The organism is Pseudomonas sp. B21-009, from assembly GCF_024749345.1.
Lineage (GTDB): Bacteria > Pseudomonadota > Gammaproteobacteria > Pseudomonadales > Pseudomonadaceae > Aquipseudomonas.
On record NZ_CP087199.1, the window covers coordinates 1,108,507 to 1,128,733 of the forward strand.

Consider the following 20,227-nt stretch of genomic DNA (forward strand, 5'->3'; position numbering starts at 1 on the left):
TCTCCTGTTCTTGTGAACGGAAAGCGGTAATCGGCTCGCCTGCACCGGCAGGTGCAGGCGGTTGATGGTCGTCTAGTAGTCGATAGGGTCGCGCACGATCGGGCAGGTCATGCAGTGACCGCCGCCGCGGCCACGGCCCAGTTCGCCGGCGCTGATGGTGATGACTTCGACGCCTGCCTTGCGCAGCAGGGTGTTGGTGTAGGTGTTGCGGTCGTAGCCGATGACCACACCTGGTTCAACCGCCACCACGTTGTTGCCGTCGTCCCACTGCTCGCGTTCGGCGGCGAAGCTGTTGCCACCGGTCTCGACCACGCGCAGTTTCTTCAGGTTCAGCGATTCGGCGACCACGTCGAGGAACGTCTTGTTCTCGCGGCGCACGTCCAGGCCGTATGGCTTGCTGCTGTCCGGGCGAATGACGAACGGCACGATTTCCTTGACCACTTCCGGGAAGACCGTGACCAGGTCGCGGTCGCAGAAGCTGAACACGGTGTCCAGGTGCATCGCGGCACGGGATTTCGGCAGGCCGGCGACCACCACTTTTTCCACCGCGCCTTTGGCAAACAGCGATTGCGCCAGTTGGCCGATGGCCTGGCGCGAGGTGCGCTCGCCCATGCCGATCAGGACCACGCCATTGCCGATCGGCATGACGTCGCCGCCTTCCAGGGTGGCCTTGCCGTGGTCCTGGTCCGGATCGCCGTACCAGATTTCAAAGTCGGCCGCGGTGAACTCAGGGTGGAACTTGTAGATGGCGGTGGTCAGCAGGGTTTCCTGACGTCGCGCCGGCCAGTACATCGGGTTGAGGGTCACGCCGCCGTAGATCCAGCAGGTGGTGTCGCGGGTGAACTGGGTGTTGGGCAGTGGGTCGAGCAGGAAGCTTGAGTGGCCCAGGTAGTCGCGGTACATCTTGATCACGCCGGCGCCTTCACTTTCCGGCAGGTCTTCACCGGCCACGCCGCCGATCAGGAATTCGGCCAGTTTGCGCGGCTCAAGGCCTTCGAGCCAGCTGCGCACTTCGTTGGTCAGGCCGACACCGACGGTGTCCGGGGTGATCTTGCGGTCGAGGATCCATTTCAGCGCTTCGGGGTTCTGGATGGTCTCGGTCAGCAGGTTGTGCATTTCCAGCACTTCGATGCCGCGCTCACGCATTTTGGTGACGAAGTCGAAGTGGTCGCGTTTGGCCTGGTTGACCCAGATAACGTCATCGAACAGCAGTTCGTCGCAGTTGCTCGGGGTCAGGCGCTGGTGCGCCAGGCCAGGGGAGCAGACCATCACTTTGCGCAGTTTGCCGGCTTCGGAATGTACGCCGTACTTAACTTTATCTGTGGACATGGTTCATTTCCTCCAAGTTGCGAAAACGGGTGGTTACAGAGTCAGGAAGCCGTCGTACAGGCCATAGGCAGCCACCAGGGCACCAATGACTACGGCGGCGAAGATCAGCTTCTCCACGTTGGTAAAAATCGGTTGGCCGACCTCGCGCTTGGCCTTGGCGAACAGGATCACGCCAGGGGCATACAGCAGGGCCGAGAGCAGCAGGTATTTGACGCCGCCGGCATACAGCAGCCAGACCGCGTAGAGCAGGGCGATGGCGCCGATGACCAGGTCTTTCTTGCGTTCGGCCAGGGCCTGTTCGTAGGTTTCGCTGCGTACCGCGAGCAGGAAGGCATAGGCCGCCGACCACAGGTAAGGCACCAGGATCATCGAGGTGGCGAGGTAGATCAGCGACAGGTAGGTACTGGCCGAGAACAGGGTGATGACCAGGAAGATCTGCACCATGGCGTTGGTCAGCCACAGGGCGTTGGCCGGCACGTGGTTGGCGTTCTCGCGGCGCAGGAACTCCGGCATGGTGTGGTCTTTGGCGGCGGCGAACATGATCTCGGCGCACAGCAGTACCCACGACAGCAAAGCCCCGAGCAGCGAGATGATCAGGCCGACGCTGATCAGCACCGCACCCCAGTGGCCAACCACGTGCTCAAGCACGGCGGCCATCGACGGGTTCTGCAGCTTGGCCAGCTCCGGTTGGGTCATGATGCCCAGCGACAGCACGTTGACCAGCACCAGGAACAGCAGCACGGTGATGAAGCCGATGACCGTGGCCTTGCCGACGTCCGAGCGTTTTTCTGCCCGGGCCGAGAAGATGCTCGCGCCCTCGATGCCGATGAACACCCAGACGGTGACCAGCATCATGTTGCGCACCTGGTTCATCACGCTGCCCAGGTCCGGGTTCATCGAGCCCCAGATGTCAGCGGTGAAGATATCCAGCTTGAAGGCGAACAGGGCGATCAGCACGAACAGCGCCAGCGGTACGACCTTGGCTACGGTGGTGACCAGGTTGATGAAGGCCGCTTCCTTGATCCCGCGCAACACCAGAAAGTGCACGGCCCAGAGCAGCACCGAGGCGCCAATCACCGCTGCCGGGGTGTTGCCCTCGCCAAAGATCGGGAAGAAGTAACCGAGGGTGCTGAACAGCAACACGAAGTAACCGACGTTGCCCAGCCAGGCACTGATCCAGTAGCCCCAGGCTGAAGAAAAGCCCATGTAATCGCCGAAACCGGCCTTGGCGTAGGCGTATACCCCGCCGTCCAGGTCAGGCTTGCGATTGGCCAGGGTCTGGAACACGAAAGCCAGGGTCAGCATGCCGATGGCGGTGATGCCCCAACCGATCAGAACAGCGCCTACATCAGCACTTGCGGCCATGTTTTGCGGCAGCGAAAAGATCCCGCCGCCGATCATCGAGCCGACAACAAGTGCAACCAGCGCACCAAGTCGTAGTTTTCCGGGAGCGTCTGACATTGAATAACTCCGTACCAGGAGAAGAGATGACGCTAGAATAAATCCAGCGGCGAAGTCATTAGCTGATTCAGGTCAGTTCATGAGGACATTCCATTGCAGATCAATGACTGAAACAGCCTCCCGGAGTCTGCCGATCGCAGTACTGCAAGCCTTGTCAACTGGCACCTCCATGGCGTTTTAGAGCAATCGCTCTTGCGGGGCTGCGAGAATTGAAGCTAGTCCGTTTTGGGCGAATCGCAAATTTTCCCTGAGAATTTTTCTTATTAGCTTGAAGAAGCGCGAATTGTGCACAAAACTCACCATTTAGTTCGTCAGGCATAGACGCGCTAGTTATGAGCAGAAAGCGCTTAGTGGTTTAATATATATAGACGCTTAGAGTCAGATTATATTTAACTCAGGGTGTACCACTGGCGTTACAAACACGAGACAGAAGGGGATCTGCATGTCCGAACCTGGACAGAAATTACGCCTGGGGGCGTTGATCGCCTTGGTGGTCGGCTCGATGATCGGCGGCGGGATCTTTTCGCTGCCGCAAAACATGGCTGCGCGCGCCGACGTCGGCGCCGTACTGATCGGCTGGGGCATCACCGCGGTGGGCATGCTGGCCCTCGCCTTCGTGTTCCAGACCCTGGCCAACCGCAAGCCGGAGCTCGACTCCGGCGTGTATGCCTATGCCAAGGCCGGGTTTGGCGAGTACATGGGCTTTTCTTCGGCTTGGGGCTACTGGATCAGCGCCTGGCTGGGCAACGTCGGCTACTTCGTGCTGTTGTTCAGCACCCTGGGCTTCTACTTCCCGGTGTTTGGCGAGGGCAATACGCCCATCGCCATCGCCTGTGCCTCGCTGCTGTTGTGGGCCGTACACTTCTTGGTGCTGCGCGGCATCAAGGAGGCGGTGTTCATCAACCAGGTGACCACCGTGGCCAAGATCGTGCCGTTGGTGATGTTCATCGTCATCGCCGCGGTGGCCTTTCGCGCCGACATTTTTACCCGGGACATCTGGGGCTTGAGCAACCCGAAATTCGGCGGCGTGCTCGACCAGGTGCGCAACATGATGCTGGTGACGGTGTTCGTGTTCATCGGCATTGAGGGCGCCAGCGTCTACTCGGGCCGGGCGGCGAAGCGCTCGGACGTCGGCAAGGCCACGGTGATCGGCTTTATCGGCGTGCTGGCCTTGCTGGTGCTGGTCAACGTGCTGTCGCTGGGGGTGATGACCCAGCCGGAGCTGGCGGCCTTGCAGAACCCGTCGCTGGCGTCGGTGCTTGAGCATATCGTCGGGCCCTGGGGCGCCTTGCTGATCAGTATCGGCCTGGCGGTATCGCTACTGGGGGCGCTGCTGTCATGGGCCTTGCTGTGCGCCGAGATCCTCTTCGCCACCGCCCGCGACCAGACCATGCCGCGCTTTCTGGCCAGGGAAAACGCCAACCACGTGCCGGCCAATGCGTTGTGGCTGACCAACGTGATGATTCAGCTGTTCCTGCTGATCACCCTGTTTTCCGCCGGGACCTACACCAGCCTGATCTACCTGGCCTCGTCGATGATCCTCGTGCCGTACCTGTGGTCGGCGGCCTACGCGGTGTTGCTGGCGGTGCGCGGCGAGTCGTATGAAGGCCACCCCGGCGCACGGCGCAAGGACCTGCTGATTGCCGGTATCGCGCTGATCTATGCGATCTGGCTGCTGTATGCCGGTGGGCTGAAGTACCTGCTGCTGTCGGCGCTGCTGTACGCGCCGGGGGTGATCCTGTTTGCCCGGGCCAAGCACGAGCAGGGCCAGGCACTGTTTACCACCTGGGAGAAGCTGATCTTCGCCGCCGTGCTGGTGGGCGCGGGGTTGGCGGCCTATGGCTTGTACAGCGGGATGTTGAGCCTTTAATCAGTGCCGGCACATTCACCAACAGGCAGCAGCAGAACCCAGCTCACAAGCCCCCTGCTGCCAATCCAGCGGTGCCCCTTCGACCAGCAGCGGCGCCTTCAGCCGCTGCGCCAGCCCCCAGGGCGTCTGCTCCAGCTGCGGGTTCAGATCCGCTGCCGTCTCAGCCTGCAACGGCAAATCCGCTGCCAGCGTCCCCTGATCGATCAACAGCTTTGCCGTGCGCGCCAGCGACAGGCGCAGGGTTGCCCCGCAACCGCTGCCCAGGCGTTCGCTGTAGGCCTTGATCGCCGCAGCCGCCATCAGGTACCCGGTGCCATGGTCCAATGCCTGCACCGGCAGCGGCACGGGCTTGTCGGCCTGTTGCCAGCGCATGCCTTCACAAGCGATGCCGCAGCTCATCTGCACCAGGCTGTCGAAGCCCCGGCGCTGTTGCCAGGGGCCGCTCCAGCCGTAGGCGTTGAGGCTCACATCGATCAGCCCGGGGTTGAGCTGGCGGCGCTGTTCGCTGGCATACCCCAGTCGTTCGAGGGCATCGGCGCGGTAACCATGCAGGAGAATATCGGCTTCACTGAGCAGGCGTTCAAACACCCGTCGATCATCCCCATCGTGCAAGTCCAGGCGCGCACAACGTTTACCCAGGGTCACCTCGGCAACCACCGCCGGTTCCTCCCAGCCTGGCGGGTCGATCCGCAGCACCTGCGCGCCGAAGCCTGCCAGCAGGCGACTGGCTGTGGGGCCGGCGAGGATGCGGGTCAGGTCCAGCACCTTGACCCCGGCCAGAGGTCGGACGGCGTTACCGGTCCAGCGTCTTTTTGTAAAGGCCGGAGCCCGTTGGTGATGAATCAACGGCTCGGCATTCACTGCCAGGCCCTGAGGATGGGCCGACCATTCGGACCAGTTGCGCATTTGCGCGGCGCAACCGCCAGCGGTGACTATCGCGCTTTCCAGCTCACGTGCGCGCCAGCGCGCAACCAGCCCAGCCATGTGCGCGCGGTCAGCCGCACGGCCCACTACCTGCTGGGCGGCGGCGCGATGATGAGCTGCGTTGGTGTGCAGGCGAATCCAGCCATCCTCGGCGCGGTAGTCACCGGCAATCGGGTCCCACAAGGGCGGTGTGCTCCAGCCTTGCGGGCGCAGGCTGGTGGCGAACCAGAACGAGCTCAGGCGGCGGTCAACTTCAACGCCAGGCTGTTGCTCAAGCTGGCGCTGCAGCAGTTCGGCGATTGCCAGGCCACAGGCGGCAATGCTGCTGCTGGCAAGCTCGGTGACGGCGAAAGTCGAAGGCAGGGCGCCGTTGCCGCGAAAGCGCAGGCTATTGCGCAGTGCCGTTGGCAGCTGCAGTTCGGCGACAAGGGTGTCGAGTAGCGCGGTCATCAATGGCCCTCCAGCAGAAGGGCCATTGCAGACCATCAGCGGCGCCAGGTCAAACCCGGAACTGATCCATCAAGGCCATCTGCTGCGACGACAGGGTGTTGAGCTGGCTGCTCACCTGCGCCGATTCCGCGGCCTGGCCGGTCAGGGTTTCGGTTACCCCGCGGATCGCCGAGACGTTGCGGTTGACCTCTTCGGCCACCGCGCTCTGCTGTTCGGCGGCACTGGCGATCTGCAGGTTCATGTCGCTGATCACCGTGACCGCCTCGCTGATCTTGTCCAGCGCCTGCACCGCCTGGTGGATCTGCCCGGCGTTTTCCTGGGCCTTGCCGTGGCTCGAATGCATGGTCGCGACCACCTCGCGGGTGTTGCTCTGGATGCGCTCGATCACCTGGCGGATTTCTTCGACCGAGTCCTGGGTACGGCGCGCCAGGTTGCGTACCTCGTCGGCAACCACGGCAAAACCACGGCCGCTCTCACCGGCGCGGGCGGCTTCGATCGCGGCGTTGAGCGCCAGCAGGTTGGTCTGCTCGGCAATGCTGCGGATCACCTCCAATACCGAGCCGATCTGTTCGCTGTTCTGCGCCAGGGTTTCCACTTCACCCACAGCCTTGCTGACCTGTTCGGCGAGCACGGTGATGTCACGGGTGCTGCGCTCGATGATCGCCATGCCGTCCTTGGCCGAACGGTCGGCACCGCGGGCGGCGTCGGCGGCACTGGCGGCGCTGTTGGCGACGTCGTGGGCGGTGGCGCTCATCTCGTTGGAGGCGGTGGCCACCTGGTCGATCTCGCGAAACTGCACCTGCATGCCTTCACTGGTGCGCTGGGCAATTGCCGAAGACTGGTCGGCAGTGGCCCGAGCCTGGGTGATGCTCTGTTTGATCTGGGCGATGGTCGGCTGCAGCTTGTCGAGAAAGCGGTTGAAGCCGCCGGTCAGCCGCCCCAGCTCGTCCTTGCGCGCATAGCGCAGGCGCTGGGTGAGGTCGCCGTCGCCGCTGGCGATGTCTTCGAGCATGCTCGCTACGCTGTTGAGCGGGCGGGTCACGCCGGTGGCGGTCAGCCACATCAGCAGCAGGCCGCCGAGGCCGGCCAGGGTGGCGAACAGCACCACTTTGAGGGTACCGCTGGTGCGGGCCTCTTCAAGGGTCGCCTGCAGGCTGATGGCATCGGCCAGCAGGACCTGCTTGGGCAGGTCGATAAGGATGCCCCAGGGTTTGCTGTCGGCAATCGGCTGCACCGGATTGACGGCGCGGATGGTATCGCCTTGTTCAAGGATCAGTGGCTGGTTGCCGGCGAGCTTCTGCAGCGCCTGCTGGCCGTCCTGGTCGATGGCCTTGCCGACCTTGCCGGCATCGTCGCTGTTGGCCGCCAGCAAGCCGCTGGGGGCGACGATCATCAGGTGGCCGGCGCCGTTGAACAGCTCCTGCTGGGCCTTGGCGGCAGCCGCCTGCAGGGCATCGAGGGAGATATCCACACCGGCCACGCCGATCACCTTGCCGTTGTGCAGCAGCGGCATGGTGATGCTGGTCATCAGCATCTGCTTGCCGCCGACGGTGTCGGAGTAGGGCTCGAGCAGGCACGAACGCGCACTGTTGCGCGAGCAGGTGTACCAGACGTTGTAGGGCGTGCCGCTGAGATTGATCTCGGTCTTGTTCAGGTCGACATCGCTGATCACCGTGTTCAGGGCCTGGCCCTGGGCGCGGCTCCAGTAGCTGGCAAAGCGCCCGCTCTCGTTGCTCAGGCGTTTGGCGTCGTTGGCAAAGGCACTGTCGCCGCCGTCCAGGCCGTCGGCCTCGAAGGCCAGCCACACGCCCAGCACGTCGGGGTTGCGCTTGAAGCTGGTGGCCAGGCTCTGGTTGATCGCTTCACGCAGGTCGCCAGCGCTCAGGCCGCGCTCGCGAGCCAGTTGCTGCAAGTCCTGGACCTGGTCGGCGAGGGCGGTGATGACGGTCTGGCTGTCGCTGAAAGTACGCCGCAGCATCTCGGCCTTTTCGCCGGCCCGGGCCTGCAGCAGGGCCTGGACATTGCGGGTGAGCATGGTGGTGCTGGCGTCGCCGACCAGCTCATCGCTCTGGTGCGATTGATACAGGTTGATACCGACGACGAGTGCGACCACGCCAAGCAGGCAGAGGCCGGAGAGCAGGACGATTTTCAGGCGGATCGAGAGCGTGTCGAACATGGACGTACTCGCTAAAAGGCAGGCCGGTAGAGGACCGAGCCACGGGCGGGCTCGATTCGCTACATCCTTTTAGCGATAACAGTTCATCGGCCTTATAGCCTTAGCCATGAGTGCTCGCCGATGAACGGTCGGCAAGGCTCAAGGGCGCGGTTTCTGGCCGCGACCAGATCCACAGGTTACCCAGGCTCATGCCGGCGATGGCGAGAAACACCGGCCAGCGGTGCTCGAGAAACACCAGCATCAGGCCAGCGCACAGCAGCATGCTGACAGTGGCGCTGACCTTGGCCCGGCGCTGGATTACCTTGCCGTTGCGCCAGTTGCTGAGGATCGGCCCGAACAGCCGGTGGTTTTCCAGCCAGGCGCTCAGGCGCGGGGAGCTGCGGGTGGCGGCCCAGGCGGCGAGGAGGATGAACTCGGTGGTGGGCAGGCCGGGAATCACGATCGCTACCAGGCCGATGCCCAGGCTTACGTAAGCCAGCAGGCCGAAGAGCAGGCGCGAGAGTTTTGAAGCGGCTGGGCGGGTCATGGGCTTGTCGGTGTGCACGGGCAAGGCCCGGTTACCACGAGGGTAACCGGGTACGGCGCATCAGGCCAGTTCGGCTTTAGGCGCAGTTGCGTAAGCGTGTTTGAGCAGCTCGGTGAAACGCTCGAAGGCGGCCACGGCGCCTTGCTCGGCCTTGGCTTCTTCTTCGGCGCTCAGTTCCAGGCCGTCGAGGATGCGCGTGAACTGCTTCCAGCCTTCAGCGCGGCCACCGGCCGGCTCGCCCAGGTGACGGGCACCGAAGCTGTCCGACAGGCCCAGGCCGACGGCACGCTTGATCAGGAAGGCGGCGCCGAGCTTGGAGCCTTCGGAGACGAAGATCCAGCCCATGGCTTCACCCAGGCTGGGGTTTTGCAGGGCGCCGGCGAAGTCGGTGGGGATCTCGGTGTTCAGGTCAGCCAGGTCCAGGCCGGCCTGTTCGGCGCGGCAGCGTGCGGCGAGGTCAGGGACGATGGCGATCAGTGCCGGGTCGGTGTACAGCGCCTTGAGCTCGGACTGGAACAGGTACTGGGCAACCACGAAGCGGGCGAAGCTCTCGCGGGTTTCGAACGGCGCGTGGGATTTGACCAGGGCGTCCAGCTCGGTGTGCGGGGCGTGGGTCAGCTGGTTCAAGCGTTGCGAGCGCAGGCTGGCGCGTTCGGCGGTGGTAGCGGCGGTCATGGTGATTCCTTGCGAAATGGGCGTGCCTGATGACTAGACGAATGAGAAGACGCGGGACAGTAAAAAAACCTCACCTGTGGGGGGGCTGCATTTGCAGCCCATCGCGGGTCTAGCCCGCTCCCACAGGTTCGCGGTCAGATGTCCCAGACCAGGTTGATGGCGAAATTACGGCCTGGCATGGTCAGGCGGTCGAGGTTGGCGGGGGCGGTCACCGCCGCTTCACCGAGGCCGTCGTAGCCGCGCACGTCATCCCACTGCCAGTACTTCTTGTCGGTCAGGTTGTAGAGGCCGGCGTTGACGGTGATGTCATCGCTGACCTTGTAGAACCCGGTCAAGTCGAGTACGCCGTAACCCGGGGTGCGGAACTGCTTGCTGGTGCCGTCGGGGGCGAAGAAGGTGGTGTCGTCGACGCGATCCTTGCGCTTGACCAGGGTCCAGCTCAGCAGCGCGCCGTATTGCTCTTGCTCGTAACCCAGGCCCATCACCGCGGTCAGCGGGTTGACGCTGTTGAGCGGCTGGCCGGTGTCGTCGTTGCGGCCATGGGCGTAGGCCAGCGAGCCCTGGGTGTAGAGGCCGTGCGGCGCACCGAAGGCGTCGAGGTTCAGGCGGCCCTTGAACTCGGCACCCTTGATGGTGGCGTGCTTGATGTTGTTGGCTTCGAAGGTCTGGCCGAGGTTGCTGCCCTGCACGGCGTCTTCGTTGATGAAGTCGCGGTACTTGTTGTAGAACACCGCGACATCGAAGTTACCCGCTTCGAAGTTACCGCGCAGGCCGGTCTCGTAGCTCTTGCTCTTTTCCGGTTCGAGGTTGGAGTTGCCGCGCACGCTGTAGCCCAGGCCCGGGTTTTCGAAGCGGCCATACAGCGCCTTGGCGGTCGGCGTGCGGAAGCCTTCGGCGTACTGGCCATACCAGGTGTAGTTGTCGTTGAAGGCGTAGGTCAGGCCGAACTTGGGCGAAACCCGATGCCATTTCTTCGCATCGTCATCAACCGGGTCGGTAGGGCTGGCGCCAACCCCACGCAGGAACTCGTCGGTCATGTGCGGCTTGAGTTCGGTGTAGTCGTAGCGCGCGCCCGGCAGGAAGGTCCACTGGTTCCAGCGGATTTCATCCTGGGCGAACAGGCTGTAGGTGTTGACGGTCGGGTCAGGGAAGTCGCTGACCAGTGCCTGGCTGTCACTGGCGCTGATCTGGCCGATGAAGCGGCAGGCGCCGCCGACGTTCAGGCAGGTGCCAGTGCCGCTGCGCGAGCCGGTGACCTTCTGGTGCTTGAGGGTGGTGCCGTAGGTCAGCAGGTGCTCGGTGGCGCCGATGCTGAAGGCCTTGTCCAACTGGGCGTCGAACACCCACTGGCGGTCCTTGTAGGTGGTCTGGCGGTCACGGAACACCTGGCGACCGGAGGCGAAGTAGAGCTCTTCGGTACGCTGGTCGGTCTTGCCGATCTGGTAGTTCAGGCTCCACTTCATGTTGTCGGCCAGCACGCTACCGAGTGCGAATTCGTGGTTGATACCGAAGCGCTCGCGGGTCACGGTGTCGTTGCCGGTACGGTCGCGGTACGAGTTCATCGCGCCGAAGCCAGGAATGAACGGCCCGCCCACGGCGCTTTTCTGTTTGAGGTCGCGGTCGTCCTTGTAGTTTTCATAGGTGAAGGCCAGGCGTGCGTCGTCGGCGTAGTTCCAGCCGGCCTTGGCGAGGATGTTGGTGGTGCGCACATCTTCCGGGTTGGCGGCGGTGCGCGCCAGGCCGGTGCCACCGTGGCTGCTGTAGGACTCGGTTTCATGGCCGTTGCGCTGGCTCAGGTGCAGCAGGCTGTCGAACTCGCCCTGGCGGCCGGCAACGGTGGCCGAGTTCAGCCAGCTCTCATCTGCCGAGCTGTAGCCAGTCTTCAGGCGTGCGCCGACGTCCTGGCCGGGCTTGATGATGTCGTCGGGGTCGAGGGTGAAGTAGCTGACCGCGCCGCCAATGGCGTTGCTGCCGTACAGCACCGAGGCCGGGCCACGGAGGATCTCCACGCGCTTGACGATTTCAGGGTCGACGTAGTTGCGCTGGGTCTGGGCGTAGGGGCCGAAGAAGAAGCTGTCGGGGATCGACACGCCGTCGATCTGGGTCAGCACCCGCTCGCCGTCGATACCGCGGATGTTGTAGCCGTTCAGGCCGCTGCGCTGGCCGGTGCCGCTGACCGAAACGCCAGGCTCGTAACGCACCAGTTCCTTGATGTTGTTGACGTTCTGGCGGTCGAGTTGTTCGCGGGTCTGCACGCTGACGGTGCTCGGCACCTGGCTGACGTCCTGGGCGCTGCGGGTGGCGCTGACGGTGATCTGCTGCAGGGCGATGGCCTTGCCGGCGCTGCGTTCGATCACCACGTTGGCGCTGCTCAAGGTTCGGTAGCTCAGGCCGGTGCCGGCCAGCAGGCGCTGCAGGGCGGCCTCAGGCTTCAGTGAGCCATGCACGCCCGGTGAGGCGACGCCTTCGGCCAGTTCGGCAGAGAAGCCCACTTGCCAGCCGGTGACCGAGGTAAAGGCATTGAGCGCTGACACCAGCGGCTGCTGGCCGATGGCAAAGCGGTAGTCGCCCATGCGCGGGGCACTGGCCTGGGCCGGCTCAGCGGCCAGCGCCGGCAGGCTGCAGGCACCGCTGGCGAGCATGGCCAGGGTCAACAGGGAGAGCGTGCAACGCTGCAGGCCGGGGGTACGTGAAGTGGCTGAAGATCGACGAGTGAAACCAGTGGACATCGAAAGCGCTCCCTGTCGCGCAAATGTTATAGGTGCTGGCTGATTCAAAAATAAGAATCAGTTGCATTAGCTATAACGAGACGTAACAGCGTCAGGGATCGCGTAAAAAAACTTTGCCTCAGTTGAGAATCACCAGCGCCGGGTACTCATGCAACTGCGCCGAGGTGATGTGCGCCAGGGCGCGCAGGGTTTCCAGCGGCTGGTCGAGGCGGTAGTTGCCGGTGACCGCAACGTTCGCCAGCTGTTCGTTGCCGTTGATGATCCACCCCGGGTAGTAGCGGCGCAATTCGGCCAGTACCTGGTTCAGCGGGCAGTTTTCGAACACCAGCCGGCCCTGGACCCAGGCCAGGTCTTTTTGCGCATCCAGACGCCCGCGCTGGCCAAAGCCATTGGGGCCGACGCTGATGCTGTCGCCCGCCGACAGGCGAATGCGCTGGTCGCTGCTGGCCTGCAGGTCGACATCGCCGCGTTGCACCCGCACCTGGGCTTCGCCGTTGAGGTAGCGCACGGCAAAGTCGGTGTCGCGCACACTGGCGCGCAACGGGCCGGCTTGCAGCTCCAGGGGCGGCTGGGCGCCAGCGGGAATCTCGAAATAGGCCTCGCCCTGCAGCAGCCGGGCAACCTGGCGGTTGTCGCGCAGGTCGCTGGCAAAGGCCGAATTGGTGTTGAGCAACACCTTGGAGCCGTCGTCCAGTTGCAAGCGCTGGCGTTCACCGACCACGGTCAGGTGATCGGCCTGCAGGCGCACCGGCAGGTTGCCGACGGTGAAAATCCCCACCAGCAGCACAGCGGCTGCGGCCAGGGGCTTGTAGTGCGGGCGGATGCGTGAGCGCAGGCTGCGACGCTGCACCTGGTGCAGTTGCCCGGCTGCCTGGCGCAAGGGCGCGCCGTTCCAGATGGCCTCGGCCTCGACATAGGCGCGGGCATTGGCCGGGTCAGCCTCGAGCCAGGCTTCGAAGGCCTGGGTGTCTTCGGCGCTGGCACATTGCAGGCGGATCAGCCAGTCCAGGGCCTGGTCCATGGCCTGGTCACTGGCAGCTTGGCCAGGCGGCGCGGGGCGAGGAGGGGGACTGTCGGTCACGGGTGGGTCCTTGGCGGGGCTGGCGCTTTTTGCGAATGATCCGGGGTATCCATGGGGATGGCAAGGTTTTAGCTGCGATCCACGACGGGCTGTTTACTTCAGCCGGTCGGCTACCCCTACACAGATGGCCATGATCAGTTTCAGTTCCTTCTGAACCGTGCTTGCCGACACTTTCAACTGTTCGGCGATTTCCAGGTAACTGGCGCCGTGCAGGCGGCTGAGGATGAAGATGCGTTGCTGGCGCTCGGTCAACTGGGCGAGGCTGACGCTCAGGCGCTTGAGCAGTTGTTCGGCGTGGGCGGCGTCTTCGGCGCTGCTGCTGGGCGCGGCGACGTTGTGCAGAATTTGCTCGGGCACGTCCTCGACCAGGTTGCGCGACTGCGCCCGGCGCGCGCGCAAGTGATCAAGGGCGAGGTTGCGCGCAGTCTGGAAAACGAAGGGTTCCAGGTGCTCGATGGGGCGTTCGCCAAGGGCACGGGTAACCCGCAGGTAAGTCTCCTGCAACAGGTCTTCGGCAGTGCTGGGGTTATCCACCATGCGCTGCAGGGTGCGCAGCAGGCTGACCCGCTGGGCGAGGAAAACGACGTTGAACTGGGACTGACTCACAGCGGTACCCGACCATGGCGTGGCGAATGATAATGCTTATCATCAACGCTTTGGTCAAGTACTGCCTCCTGCGAGGTTGTGATCCTAGCGGGCGTTGCACAGTGCCAGGCAGTTATCCAGCATGCGGTTGGAGAAGCCCCATTCGTTGTCGTACCAGGCCAGTACCTTGAGCATGCGCCCGTTGGCGCGGGTGTGGTTGGCGTCGAAAATCGACGACAGCGGGTTGTGGTTGAAGTCGCAGGACACCAGCGGCAGGCTGTTGTAGCCCAATACCTTGGAGTGCCGGCTGGCCTCCTTGAACAGCGCGTTGACGGCCTCGGCCGTGGCCTCGCGCTCAAGATTGACGGTAAGGTCGACCAGCGACACGTTGATCACCGGCACCCGCACGGCCATGCCGGTGAGCTTGCCGGCCAGTTCCGGCAGCACCAGGCCCACGGCTTCGGCGGCGCCGGTCTTGCTCGGGATCATCGACTGGGTTGCCGCACGGGCGCGGTACGGGTCGCTGTGGTAAACGTCAGTGAGGCTCTGGTCGTTGGTATAGGCGTGGATGGTGGTCATCAGCCCCTGCTCGATGCCGAACTCGCGGTGCAGCACCTGGGCCAGCGGCGCCAGGCAGTTGGTGGTGCACGAAGCGCTGGAGATGATCTGGTGCGAAGGGCGCAGGATGTCATGGTTGACCCCGTACACCACGGTGGCATCCGCGCCCTTGGCCGGTGCCGAGATAATGACTTTGCCGGCCCCGGCAGTAAGATGGGCGGCGGCCTTGGCGCGTTCAGTGAATAACCCGGTGCATTCGAACACCACATCGACGGCTTCGGCTTTCCACGGCAGTTCCGCCGGGTTGCGGATGGCGCTGACGGCAATGCGGTCGCCGTTGACAGTAATGCTCTCGTGATCGGATTCAACCGTGGCAGCAAAGCTGCCGTGGACGCTGTCGTATTTGAGCAGATGGGCATTAATCGCGCTGTCGCCCAGGTCGTTGATGGCGACGACCTGCAGGTCCTGACGGTAGCCTTGGGTATAGAGTGCGCGAAGGATGTTGCGGCCGATGCGGCCAAAGCCATTGATTGCGATACGAAGGGTCATGGAGCTACCTCTGGCAGACCGGGTGAAGCCCGTGGCAATTGAAGTTTTGCTTCACTGCATCTGATTTTGTTGTTGGAATTACAAGATTATTCGTAAAAAAATAGAAAACAAGCCTTTTTGCTGGCAATATTTTATTCAATCTACAACGAGCGATCGGCCAAGCCGTCCCTCCCGCAACGCATCGCCCCTGCCCTTGAGCCTAGGCCGCGATCGTTGATAAGGGAAACCGCCGCAGAGGTCGCAACCACCGATAGCCTGGAGTCCAGTACATGCATCCGCGCATTCTTGAGGTCACCCAACGGCTGATCGCCCGCAGTCGCCCCACCCGTGAACGCTACCTTGAGCTGATTCGCGGGGCCGCCAGCGACGGGCCGATGCGCGCCAAGCTGCAATGCGCCAACTTCGCTCACGGTGTCGCCGGTTGTGGCAGCCAGGACAAAGACAGCCTGCGGATGATGAACGCGGCCAACGTCGCTATTGTCTCCGCCTACAACGACATACTCTCGGCGCACCAGCCCTACGAGCATTACCCCGAACAGATCAAGCAGGCGCTGCGCGAAATCGGCTCGGTCGGCCAGTTCGCCGGCGGCGTGCCGGCCATGTGCGACGGCGTCACCCAGGGTGAGCCGGGCATGGAGCTGGGCATCGCCAGCCGCGAAGTGATCGCCATGTCCACCGCCATCGCCCTGTCGCACAACATGTTCGACGCGGCGCTGATGCTCGGCATCTGCGACAAGATCGTCCCCGGCCTGCTGATGGGCGCGCTGCGCTTTGGCCACCTGCCGACCGTTTTCGTCCCCGGCGGGCCGATGCCGTCGGGCATCTCCAACAAGGAGAAAGCCGATGTGCGCCAGCGCTACGCCGAAGGCAAGGCCAGCCGCGAAGAGCTGCTGGAATCGGAGATGAAGTCCTACCACAGTCCCGGCACCTGCACCTTCTACGGCACCGCCAACACCAACCAGCTGTTGATGGAAGTGATGGGCCTGCACCTGCCGGGCGCCTCCTTCGTCAACCCCTACACGCCGCTGCGCGATGCCCTCACTGTCGAGGCTGCGCAACAGGTCACGCGCATGACCAAGGCCAGTGGCAGCTTCATGCCGCTGGGCGAGATCGTCGACGAGAAATCCCTGGTCAACTCCATCGTCGCCCTGCACGCCACCGGCGGCTCGACCAACCACACCCTGCACATGCCGGCGATTGCCCAGGCTGCCGGCATCCAGTTGACCTGGCAGGACATGGCCGAGCTTTCGGAAGTGGTGCCGACCCTGTCCCACGTCTATCCGAACGGCAAGGCCGATATCAACCACTTCCAGGCTGCCGGTGGCATGGCCTTCCTGATTCGCGAACTGCTCGATGCCGGTTTGCTCCACGAAGACGTCAACACCGTCGCTGGCCACGGCCTGCGCCGCTACACCCGGGAGCCGTTCCTTGAGGCCGGCAAACTGGTCTGGCGCGAAGGCCCGCAGGCCAGCCTCGATGAGGCGATCCTGCGCCCGGTGGCCCGGGCGTTCTCGCCCGAAGGCGGTCTGCGGGTGATGGAAGGCAACCTCGGTCGCGGGGTGATGAAAGTGTCCGCCGTCGCCGCCGAGCACCAGGTGGTCGAAGCCCCGGCACTGGTGTTCCATGACCAGCAGGCACTGGCCGATGCCTTCCAGGCCGGCCAGCTTGAGCGTGACTTCGTCGCCGTGATGCGCTTCCAGGGCCCGCGCTGCAACGGCATGCCCGAGCTGCACAAGATGACCCCGTTCCTCGGCGTGCTGCAGGACCGGGGCTTCAAGGTCGCGCTGGTAACTGACGGGCGCATGTCCGGTGCTTCGGGGAAAATCCCCGCAGCCATTCACGTCTGCCCCGAAGCCTTCGATGGCGGCCCGCTGGCGCGCTTGCGTGACGGCGATATCGTCCGCGTCGACGGCGTTGCCGGCACCCTGACGGTGAAACTCAGTGCCGCAGAGCTGGCCGATCGTCAACTGCCCGCCGCGCCGACCGGCAACGACCTGGGTTGCGGCCGGGAGCTGTTCGGCTTCCTGCGCACCGCCCTGAGCCCGGCCGAGAAGGGCGCCAGCGCCTTCACCTCGGCGCTGGAGACGCTCAAATGAAGCGCGCACTGGTCGGCGATATCGGCGGCACCAATGCACGCTTTGCCCTTTGGGAAGACAACCGCATGCACGCGGTGCAGGTCTTTGCCACGGCCGACTACACCAGCCCGGAACAGGCCATCGGCGCTTATCTGGCCGCCCAGGGCCTGGCCCGCGGCGAGCTGGGCGCAGTGTGCCTGGCTGTGGCCGGGCCGGTCGATGGCGACGAGTTTCGCTTTACCAACAACCACTGGCGCCTCAGCCGCGAGGCGTTCTGCAACACCTTGCAGGTCGAGCGCTTGCTGTTGATCAACGATTTCACTGCCATGGCCCTGGGCATGACCCGCCTGCAGGCGGGCGAGTACCGCAGTGTCTGCCAAGGCGCGCCGGATCCAGGCCGCCCGGCGCTGGTGATCGGCCCGGGCACCGGCCTTGGCGTCGGCACTTTGCTGAGCCTGGGTGGCGAGCGCTGGATGGCGCTGCCGGGCGAGGGCGGGCATGTCGACCTGCCGGTGGGCAATGCCCGCGAAGCGCAGATACATCAGCAGATCGCCAACGAAATCGGCCATGTCAGCGCCGAGACCGTGCTCAGCGGCGGTGGCCTGTTGCGCTTGTACCAGGCCATCTGCGCCCTCGATGGCCAGCCTGCGCCATTGCAGAGCCCGGCGGCGATCACCGACGCGGCGCTGGCCGGCGAGCCGGTTGCCCTGGCGGTGATCGAGCAGTTCTGCCGGTTCCTTGGCCGGGTGGCGGGCAACAACGTGCTGACTCTTGGCGCGCGAGGCGGGGTGTTTATCGTCGGCGGCATCATTCCGCGCTTTGCCGAGCTGTTCCTGGCCAGCGGCTTTGCCGCCAGTTTTGCCGACAAGGGCTGCATGAGTGGCTACTTCAAGGATGTCCCGGTATGGTTGGTGACCGCCGAATTCTCCGGCTTGCTCGGGGCCGGCGTGGCGTTGCAACAAGCCGGTTGAGCGGTGGAGCAAGGAGTGATTCGTGAGCAAGTCGATACTGATGGTCGACGACGACCAGGACATCCGTGAACTGCTGCAGACCTACCTGAGCCGCGCCGGTTTCAGCGTCCAGGCGGTGGCCGACGGCCGTGGCTTTCGCCAGGCCCTGGACGCCAGCGACTGCGACCTGGTGATCCTCGACGTGATGCTGCCCGACGAAGATGGCTTCAGCCTGTGTCGCTGGGTGCGCCAGCATCCGCGCCTGGCGCAGGTGCCGATCATCATGCTCACCGCCAGCTCCGACGAAGCCGACCGGGTTATCGGCCTGGAACTGGGCGCCGATGATTACCTGGGCAAACCCTTCAGCCCGCGCGAACTGCAGGCGCGGATCAAGGCGTTGCTGCGCCGTGCCGGTTTTGGCCAGGAGCGCAGTGGCGGTGACGTGCTGGCCTTCGATGACTGGCGCCTGGATACCATCAGCCACCGGCTGTTCCACCGTGACGGTGAAGAGGTGATTCTGTCCGGCGCCGATTTTGCCTTGCTCAAGCTGTTCCTCGATCACCCGCAACAGATCCTCGACCGCGACACCATTGGCAACGCCACCCGTGGCCGCGAGCCGATGCCGCTGGACCGCATCGTCGACATGGCGGTCAGCCGCCTGCGCCAGCGCCTGCGTGACACCGAAAAGCCGCCACGCTTGATTCGTACCGTGCGCGGCAGTGGTTACTTGCTGGCGGCCAATGTTGCGCCTGCGCACTGACGGGCGCTGGCGCCTGCCGCTGCCGCGCTCGCTGCTGGGGCGCATGCTGCTGTTGACCTTGCTGGTAGTGCTGCTGGCGCAAGCGCTCTCGAGCCTGATTTGGCTGTCGCAACTGCGCGCCAGCCAGATGCAAGGCCTGGTTGCCAGCGCCCGTAGCCTGGCCCATTCGATGAGTGCCAGCGTCAGCTATTTTCGTTCGCTGCCGGTCGCGTACCGGCCGATGGTGCTCGACCAATTGCGCAGCATGGGCGGCACCCGTTTCGTCGTGTCCCTCAACGATAAACCCCTGGACATGCAGGTACTGCCCGCCACACCGCGCAAGGCCGCGGTGATCGATGCCGTCGGCGAGGTGCTGCACCAGCGCCTGGGGGCGCAGCTGGAAATTTCCATCCAGTTCGTCAGCCCGCAAGACCTGCGAATCTTCAACAGCGGCCTGAAACTCGATGAGCTGCCGCGCTCCTGGGCCCACTATGCGCTGACCCTGGAACCGATCAACCCGCCGGTGCTGGTGACCCAGATCCACCTCGCCGAAGACGAATGGCTGTACATCGCATCGCTGTTGCCCGAGCCCTATACCAGCCTCGAAGAGCAGGGTCTGCCCAGCCAGCAGTTGTGGTTCATCATCCTCACCAGTTCATTCCTGCTGCTGTTCATCGGCCTGCTGGTGCACTGGCAGAGCCGCCCGCTCAAGCGCCTGGCCCTGGCTGCACGAGAGATGTCGCTGGGCGCTGACGTCGAGCCGGTGACCGAAGGCGGCGGCAGCGAAGTGGAGGAAGTGGGCCGCGCCTTCAACGCCATGCGCGAACGCATCAGCCGCTACCTGACCGAGCGCAGCCAGTTGTTCAGCGCCATCTCCCACGACCTGCGCACACCGATCACGCGCTTGCGCTTGCGGGTCGAACTGCTCGATGACGAGCAATTGCAGGCCAAGTTCGGCCGCGACCTCGATGAGCTGGAGATGCTGGTCAAGGGCGCGCTGCAGTGCGTGAAGGACACCGACATCCACGAGAACATCGAGCGAATCGACCTCAATCAGGTGCTCGAATGCCTGGTCGAGCCGTACCTGGGCAGTGGCCAGATCACCCTCGAAGGCCGGGCCCTGGCGCCGTATCCGGGCAAGCCGCTGGCGCTCAAACGCTGCATCGGCAACCTGATCGACAACGCCTTGAAGTACGGCGAGCGCGCCCACCTGCGCATCATCGACAGCGACAGCGGCTTCGTCCTGCAGGTCGATGACGAAGGCCCGGGCGTGCCCGAGCAGCGCCAGGAGCAGGTGTTCGAGCCGCACTTTCGCCTGGCCGGGCAGCAGCAGGGCTATGGCCTGGGCCTGGGTATTGCGCGCAACATCGCCCACAGCCACGGCGGCGAGGTGAGCCTGCGCAACCTGCGTGAAGGGGGCCTGCGGGTGACCTTGAGCCTGCCGCGCAGCAGTGACTGACACCCTCATTCAGGCGAATGTCACCAACTGGTGACATTCGCGCATCCCTTCGTTACCTGCAGCCCCCGTGCCGCTGGTTAGACTCCGATGC

Annotated in this window: 15 protein-coding genes and 1 pseudogene; 5 read left to right on the plus strand and 11 right to left on the minus strand. The window is 64.1% G+C overall.

Annotation, left to right across the window (positions count from 1 at the left end):
* Positions 1-72 precede the first annotated feature (72 nt).
* The gene (arcA, locus tag LOY34_RS05060) at positions 73-1,329 is read right to left on the minus strand and encodes an arginine deiminase (RefSeq protein ID WP_045196415.1); all 1,257 of its coding nucleotides are present in this window, start codon (positions 1,327-1,329) and stop codon (positions 73-75) included.
* 33 nt (positions 1,330-1,362) lie between these two features.
* A complete protein-coding gene (gene arcD, locus LOY34_RS05065) occupies positions 1,363-2,790 on the minus strand; it encodes an arginine-ornithine antiporter (protein ID WP_045196417.1) in 1,428 nt (475 codons plus the stop codon).
* Between the two features lie 442 nt (positions 2,791-3,232).
* Between arcD (LOY34_RS05065) and arcD (LOY34_RS05070) the strand changes: the two genes are divergently transcribed.
* Positions 3,233-4,660, plus strand: a complete 1,428-nt coding sequence (gene arcD / locus LOY34_RS05070) for an arginine-ornithine antiporter (RefSeq protein ID WP_195885745.1) — start codon at positions 3,233-3,235, stop codon at positions 4,658-4,660.
* Positions 4,661-4,675: 15 nt separating this feature from the next.
* Here arcD (LOY34_RS05070) and LOY34_RS05075 read toward each other — a convergent pair whose 3' ends face one another.
* From LOY34_RS05075 to gap, 9 genes and pseudogenes are all read right to left on the minus strand, one after another.
* Positions 4,676-6,034, minus strand: a complete 1,359-nt coding sequence (locus LOY34_RS05075) for a CoA transferase (RefSeq protein WP_195885746.1) — start codon at positions 6,032-6,034, stop codon at positions 4,676-4,678.
* A gap of 49 nt (positions 6,035-6,083) precedes the next feature.
* Positions 6,084-6,839, minus strand: a complete 756-nt coding sequence (locus tag LOY34_RS27465; protein ID WP_371128687.1) for a methyl-accepting chemotaxis protein — start codon at positions 6,837-6,839, stop codon at positions 6,084-6,086.
* A gap of 102 nt (positions 6,840-6,941) precedes the next feature.
* Positions 6,942-8,210: pseudogene (locus LOY34_RS27470) on the minus strand (HAMP domain-containing protein); the annotation flags it as partial.
* Between the two features lie 100 nt (positions 8,211-8,310).
* Positions 8,311-8,736: a YbaN family protein gene (locus tag LOY34_RS05085; RefSeq protein ID WP_045196600.1), complete on the minus strand. Its 426-nt coding sequence runs from the start codon at positions 8,734-8,736 to the stop codon at positions 8,311-8,313.
* A 60-nt stretch (positions 8,737-8,796) separates the two neighbouring features.
* Positions 8,797-9,411 carry a biliverdin-producing heme oxygenase gene (locus LOY34_RS05090; RefSeq protein ID WP_258664326.1) on the minus strand — a complete coding sequence of 205 codons (615 nt, stop codon included), beginning with the start codon at positions 9,409-9,411 and terminating at the stop codon, positions 8,797-8,799.
* 134 nt (positions 9,412-9,545) lie between these two features.
* Positions 9,546-12,140 (minus strand): TonB-dependent receptor, encoded by a 2,595-nt coding sequence (locus tag LOY34_RS05095; RefSeq protein ID WP_195885748.1) that lies wholly within the window; start codon positions 12,138-12,140, stop codon positions 9,546-9,548.
* A 118-nt stretch (positions 12,141-12,258) separates the two neighbouring features.
* The gene (locus tag LOY34_RS05100; protein WP_093387096.1) at positions 12,259-13,221 is read right to left on the minus strand and encodes a FecR domain-containing protein; all 963 of its coding nucleotides are present in this window, start codon (positions 13,219-13,221) and stop codon (positions 12,259-12,261) included.
* A gap of 93 nt (positions 13,222-13,314) precedes the next feature.
* Positions 13,315-13,827 (minus strand): RNA polymerase sigma factor, encoded by a 513-nt coding sequence (locus LOY34_RS05105; RefSeq protein ID WP_093387092.1) that lies wholly within the window; start codon positions 13,825-13,827, stop codon positions 13,315-13,317.
* 84 nt (positions 13,828-13,911) lie between these two features.
* On the minus strand, positions 13,912-14,913 hold the full coding sequence (gene gap, locus LOY34_RS05110; RefSeq protein WP_258664327.1) for a type I glyceraldehyde-3-phosphate dehydrogenase: 1,002 nt from the start codon (positions 14,911-14,913) through the stop codon (positions 13,912-13,914).
* A gap of 269 nt (positions 14,914-15,182) precedes the next feature.
* Between gap and edd the strand changes: the two genes are divergently transcribed.
* Genes edd through LOY34_RS05130 form a run of 4 tightly spaced genes read left to right on the plus strand, consistent with a single transcriptional unit; the run spans position 15,183 to position 20,136 of the window.
* Positions 15,183-17,009, plus strand: a complete 1,827-nt coding sequence (gene edd, locus LOY34_RS05115; protein WP_258664329.1) for a phosphogluconate dehydratase — start codon at positions 15,183-15,185, stop codon at positions 17,007-17,009.
* A complete protein-coding gene (locus tag LOY34_RS05120) occupies positions 17,006-17,959 on the plus strand; it encodes a glucokinase (protein WP_195885751.1) in 954 nt (317 codons plus the stop codon). Before edd ends, LOY34_RS05120 begins: the two co-directional genes overlap by 4 nt.
* A gap of 40 nt (positions 17,960-17,999) precedes the next feature.
* Positions 18,000-18,698, plus strand: a complete 699-nt coding sequence (locus LOY34_RS05125; protein ID WP_195885953.1) for a response regulator — start codon at positions 18,000-18,002, stop codon at positions 18,696-18,698.
* Positions 18,679-20,136 carry an ATP-binding protein gene (locus LOY34_RS05130; protein ID WP_309475821.1) on the plus strand — a complete coding sequence of 486 codons (1,458 nt, stop codon included), beginning with the start codon at positions 18,679-18,681 and terminating at the stop codon, positions 20,134-20,136. Before LOY34_RS05125 ends, LOY34_RS05130 begins: the two co-directional genes overlap by 20 nt.
* Positions 20,137-20,227: the final 91 nt, after the last annotated feature.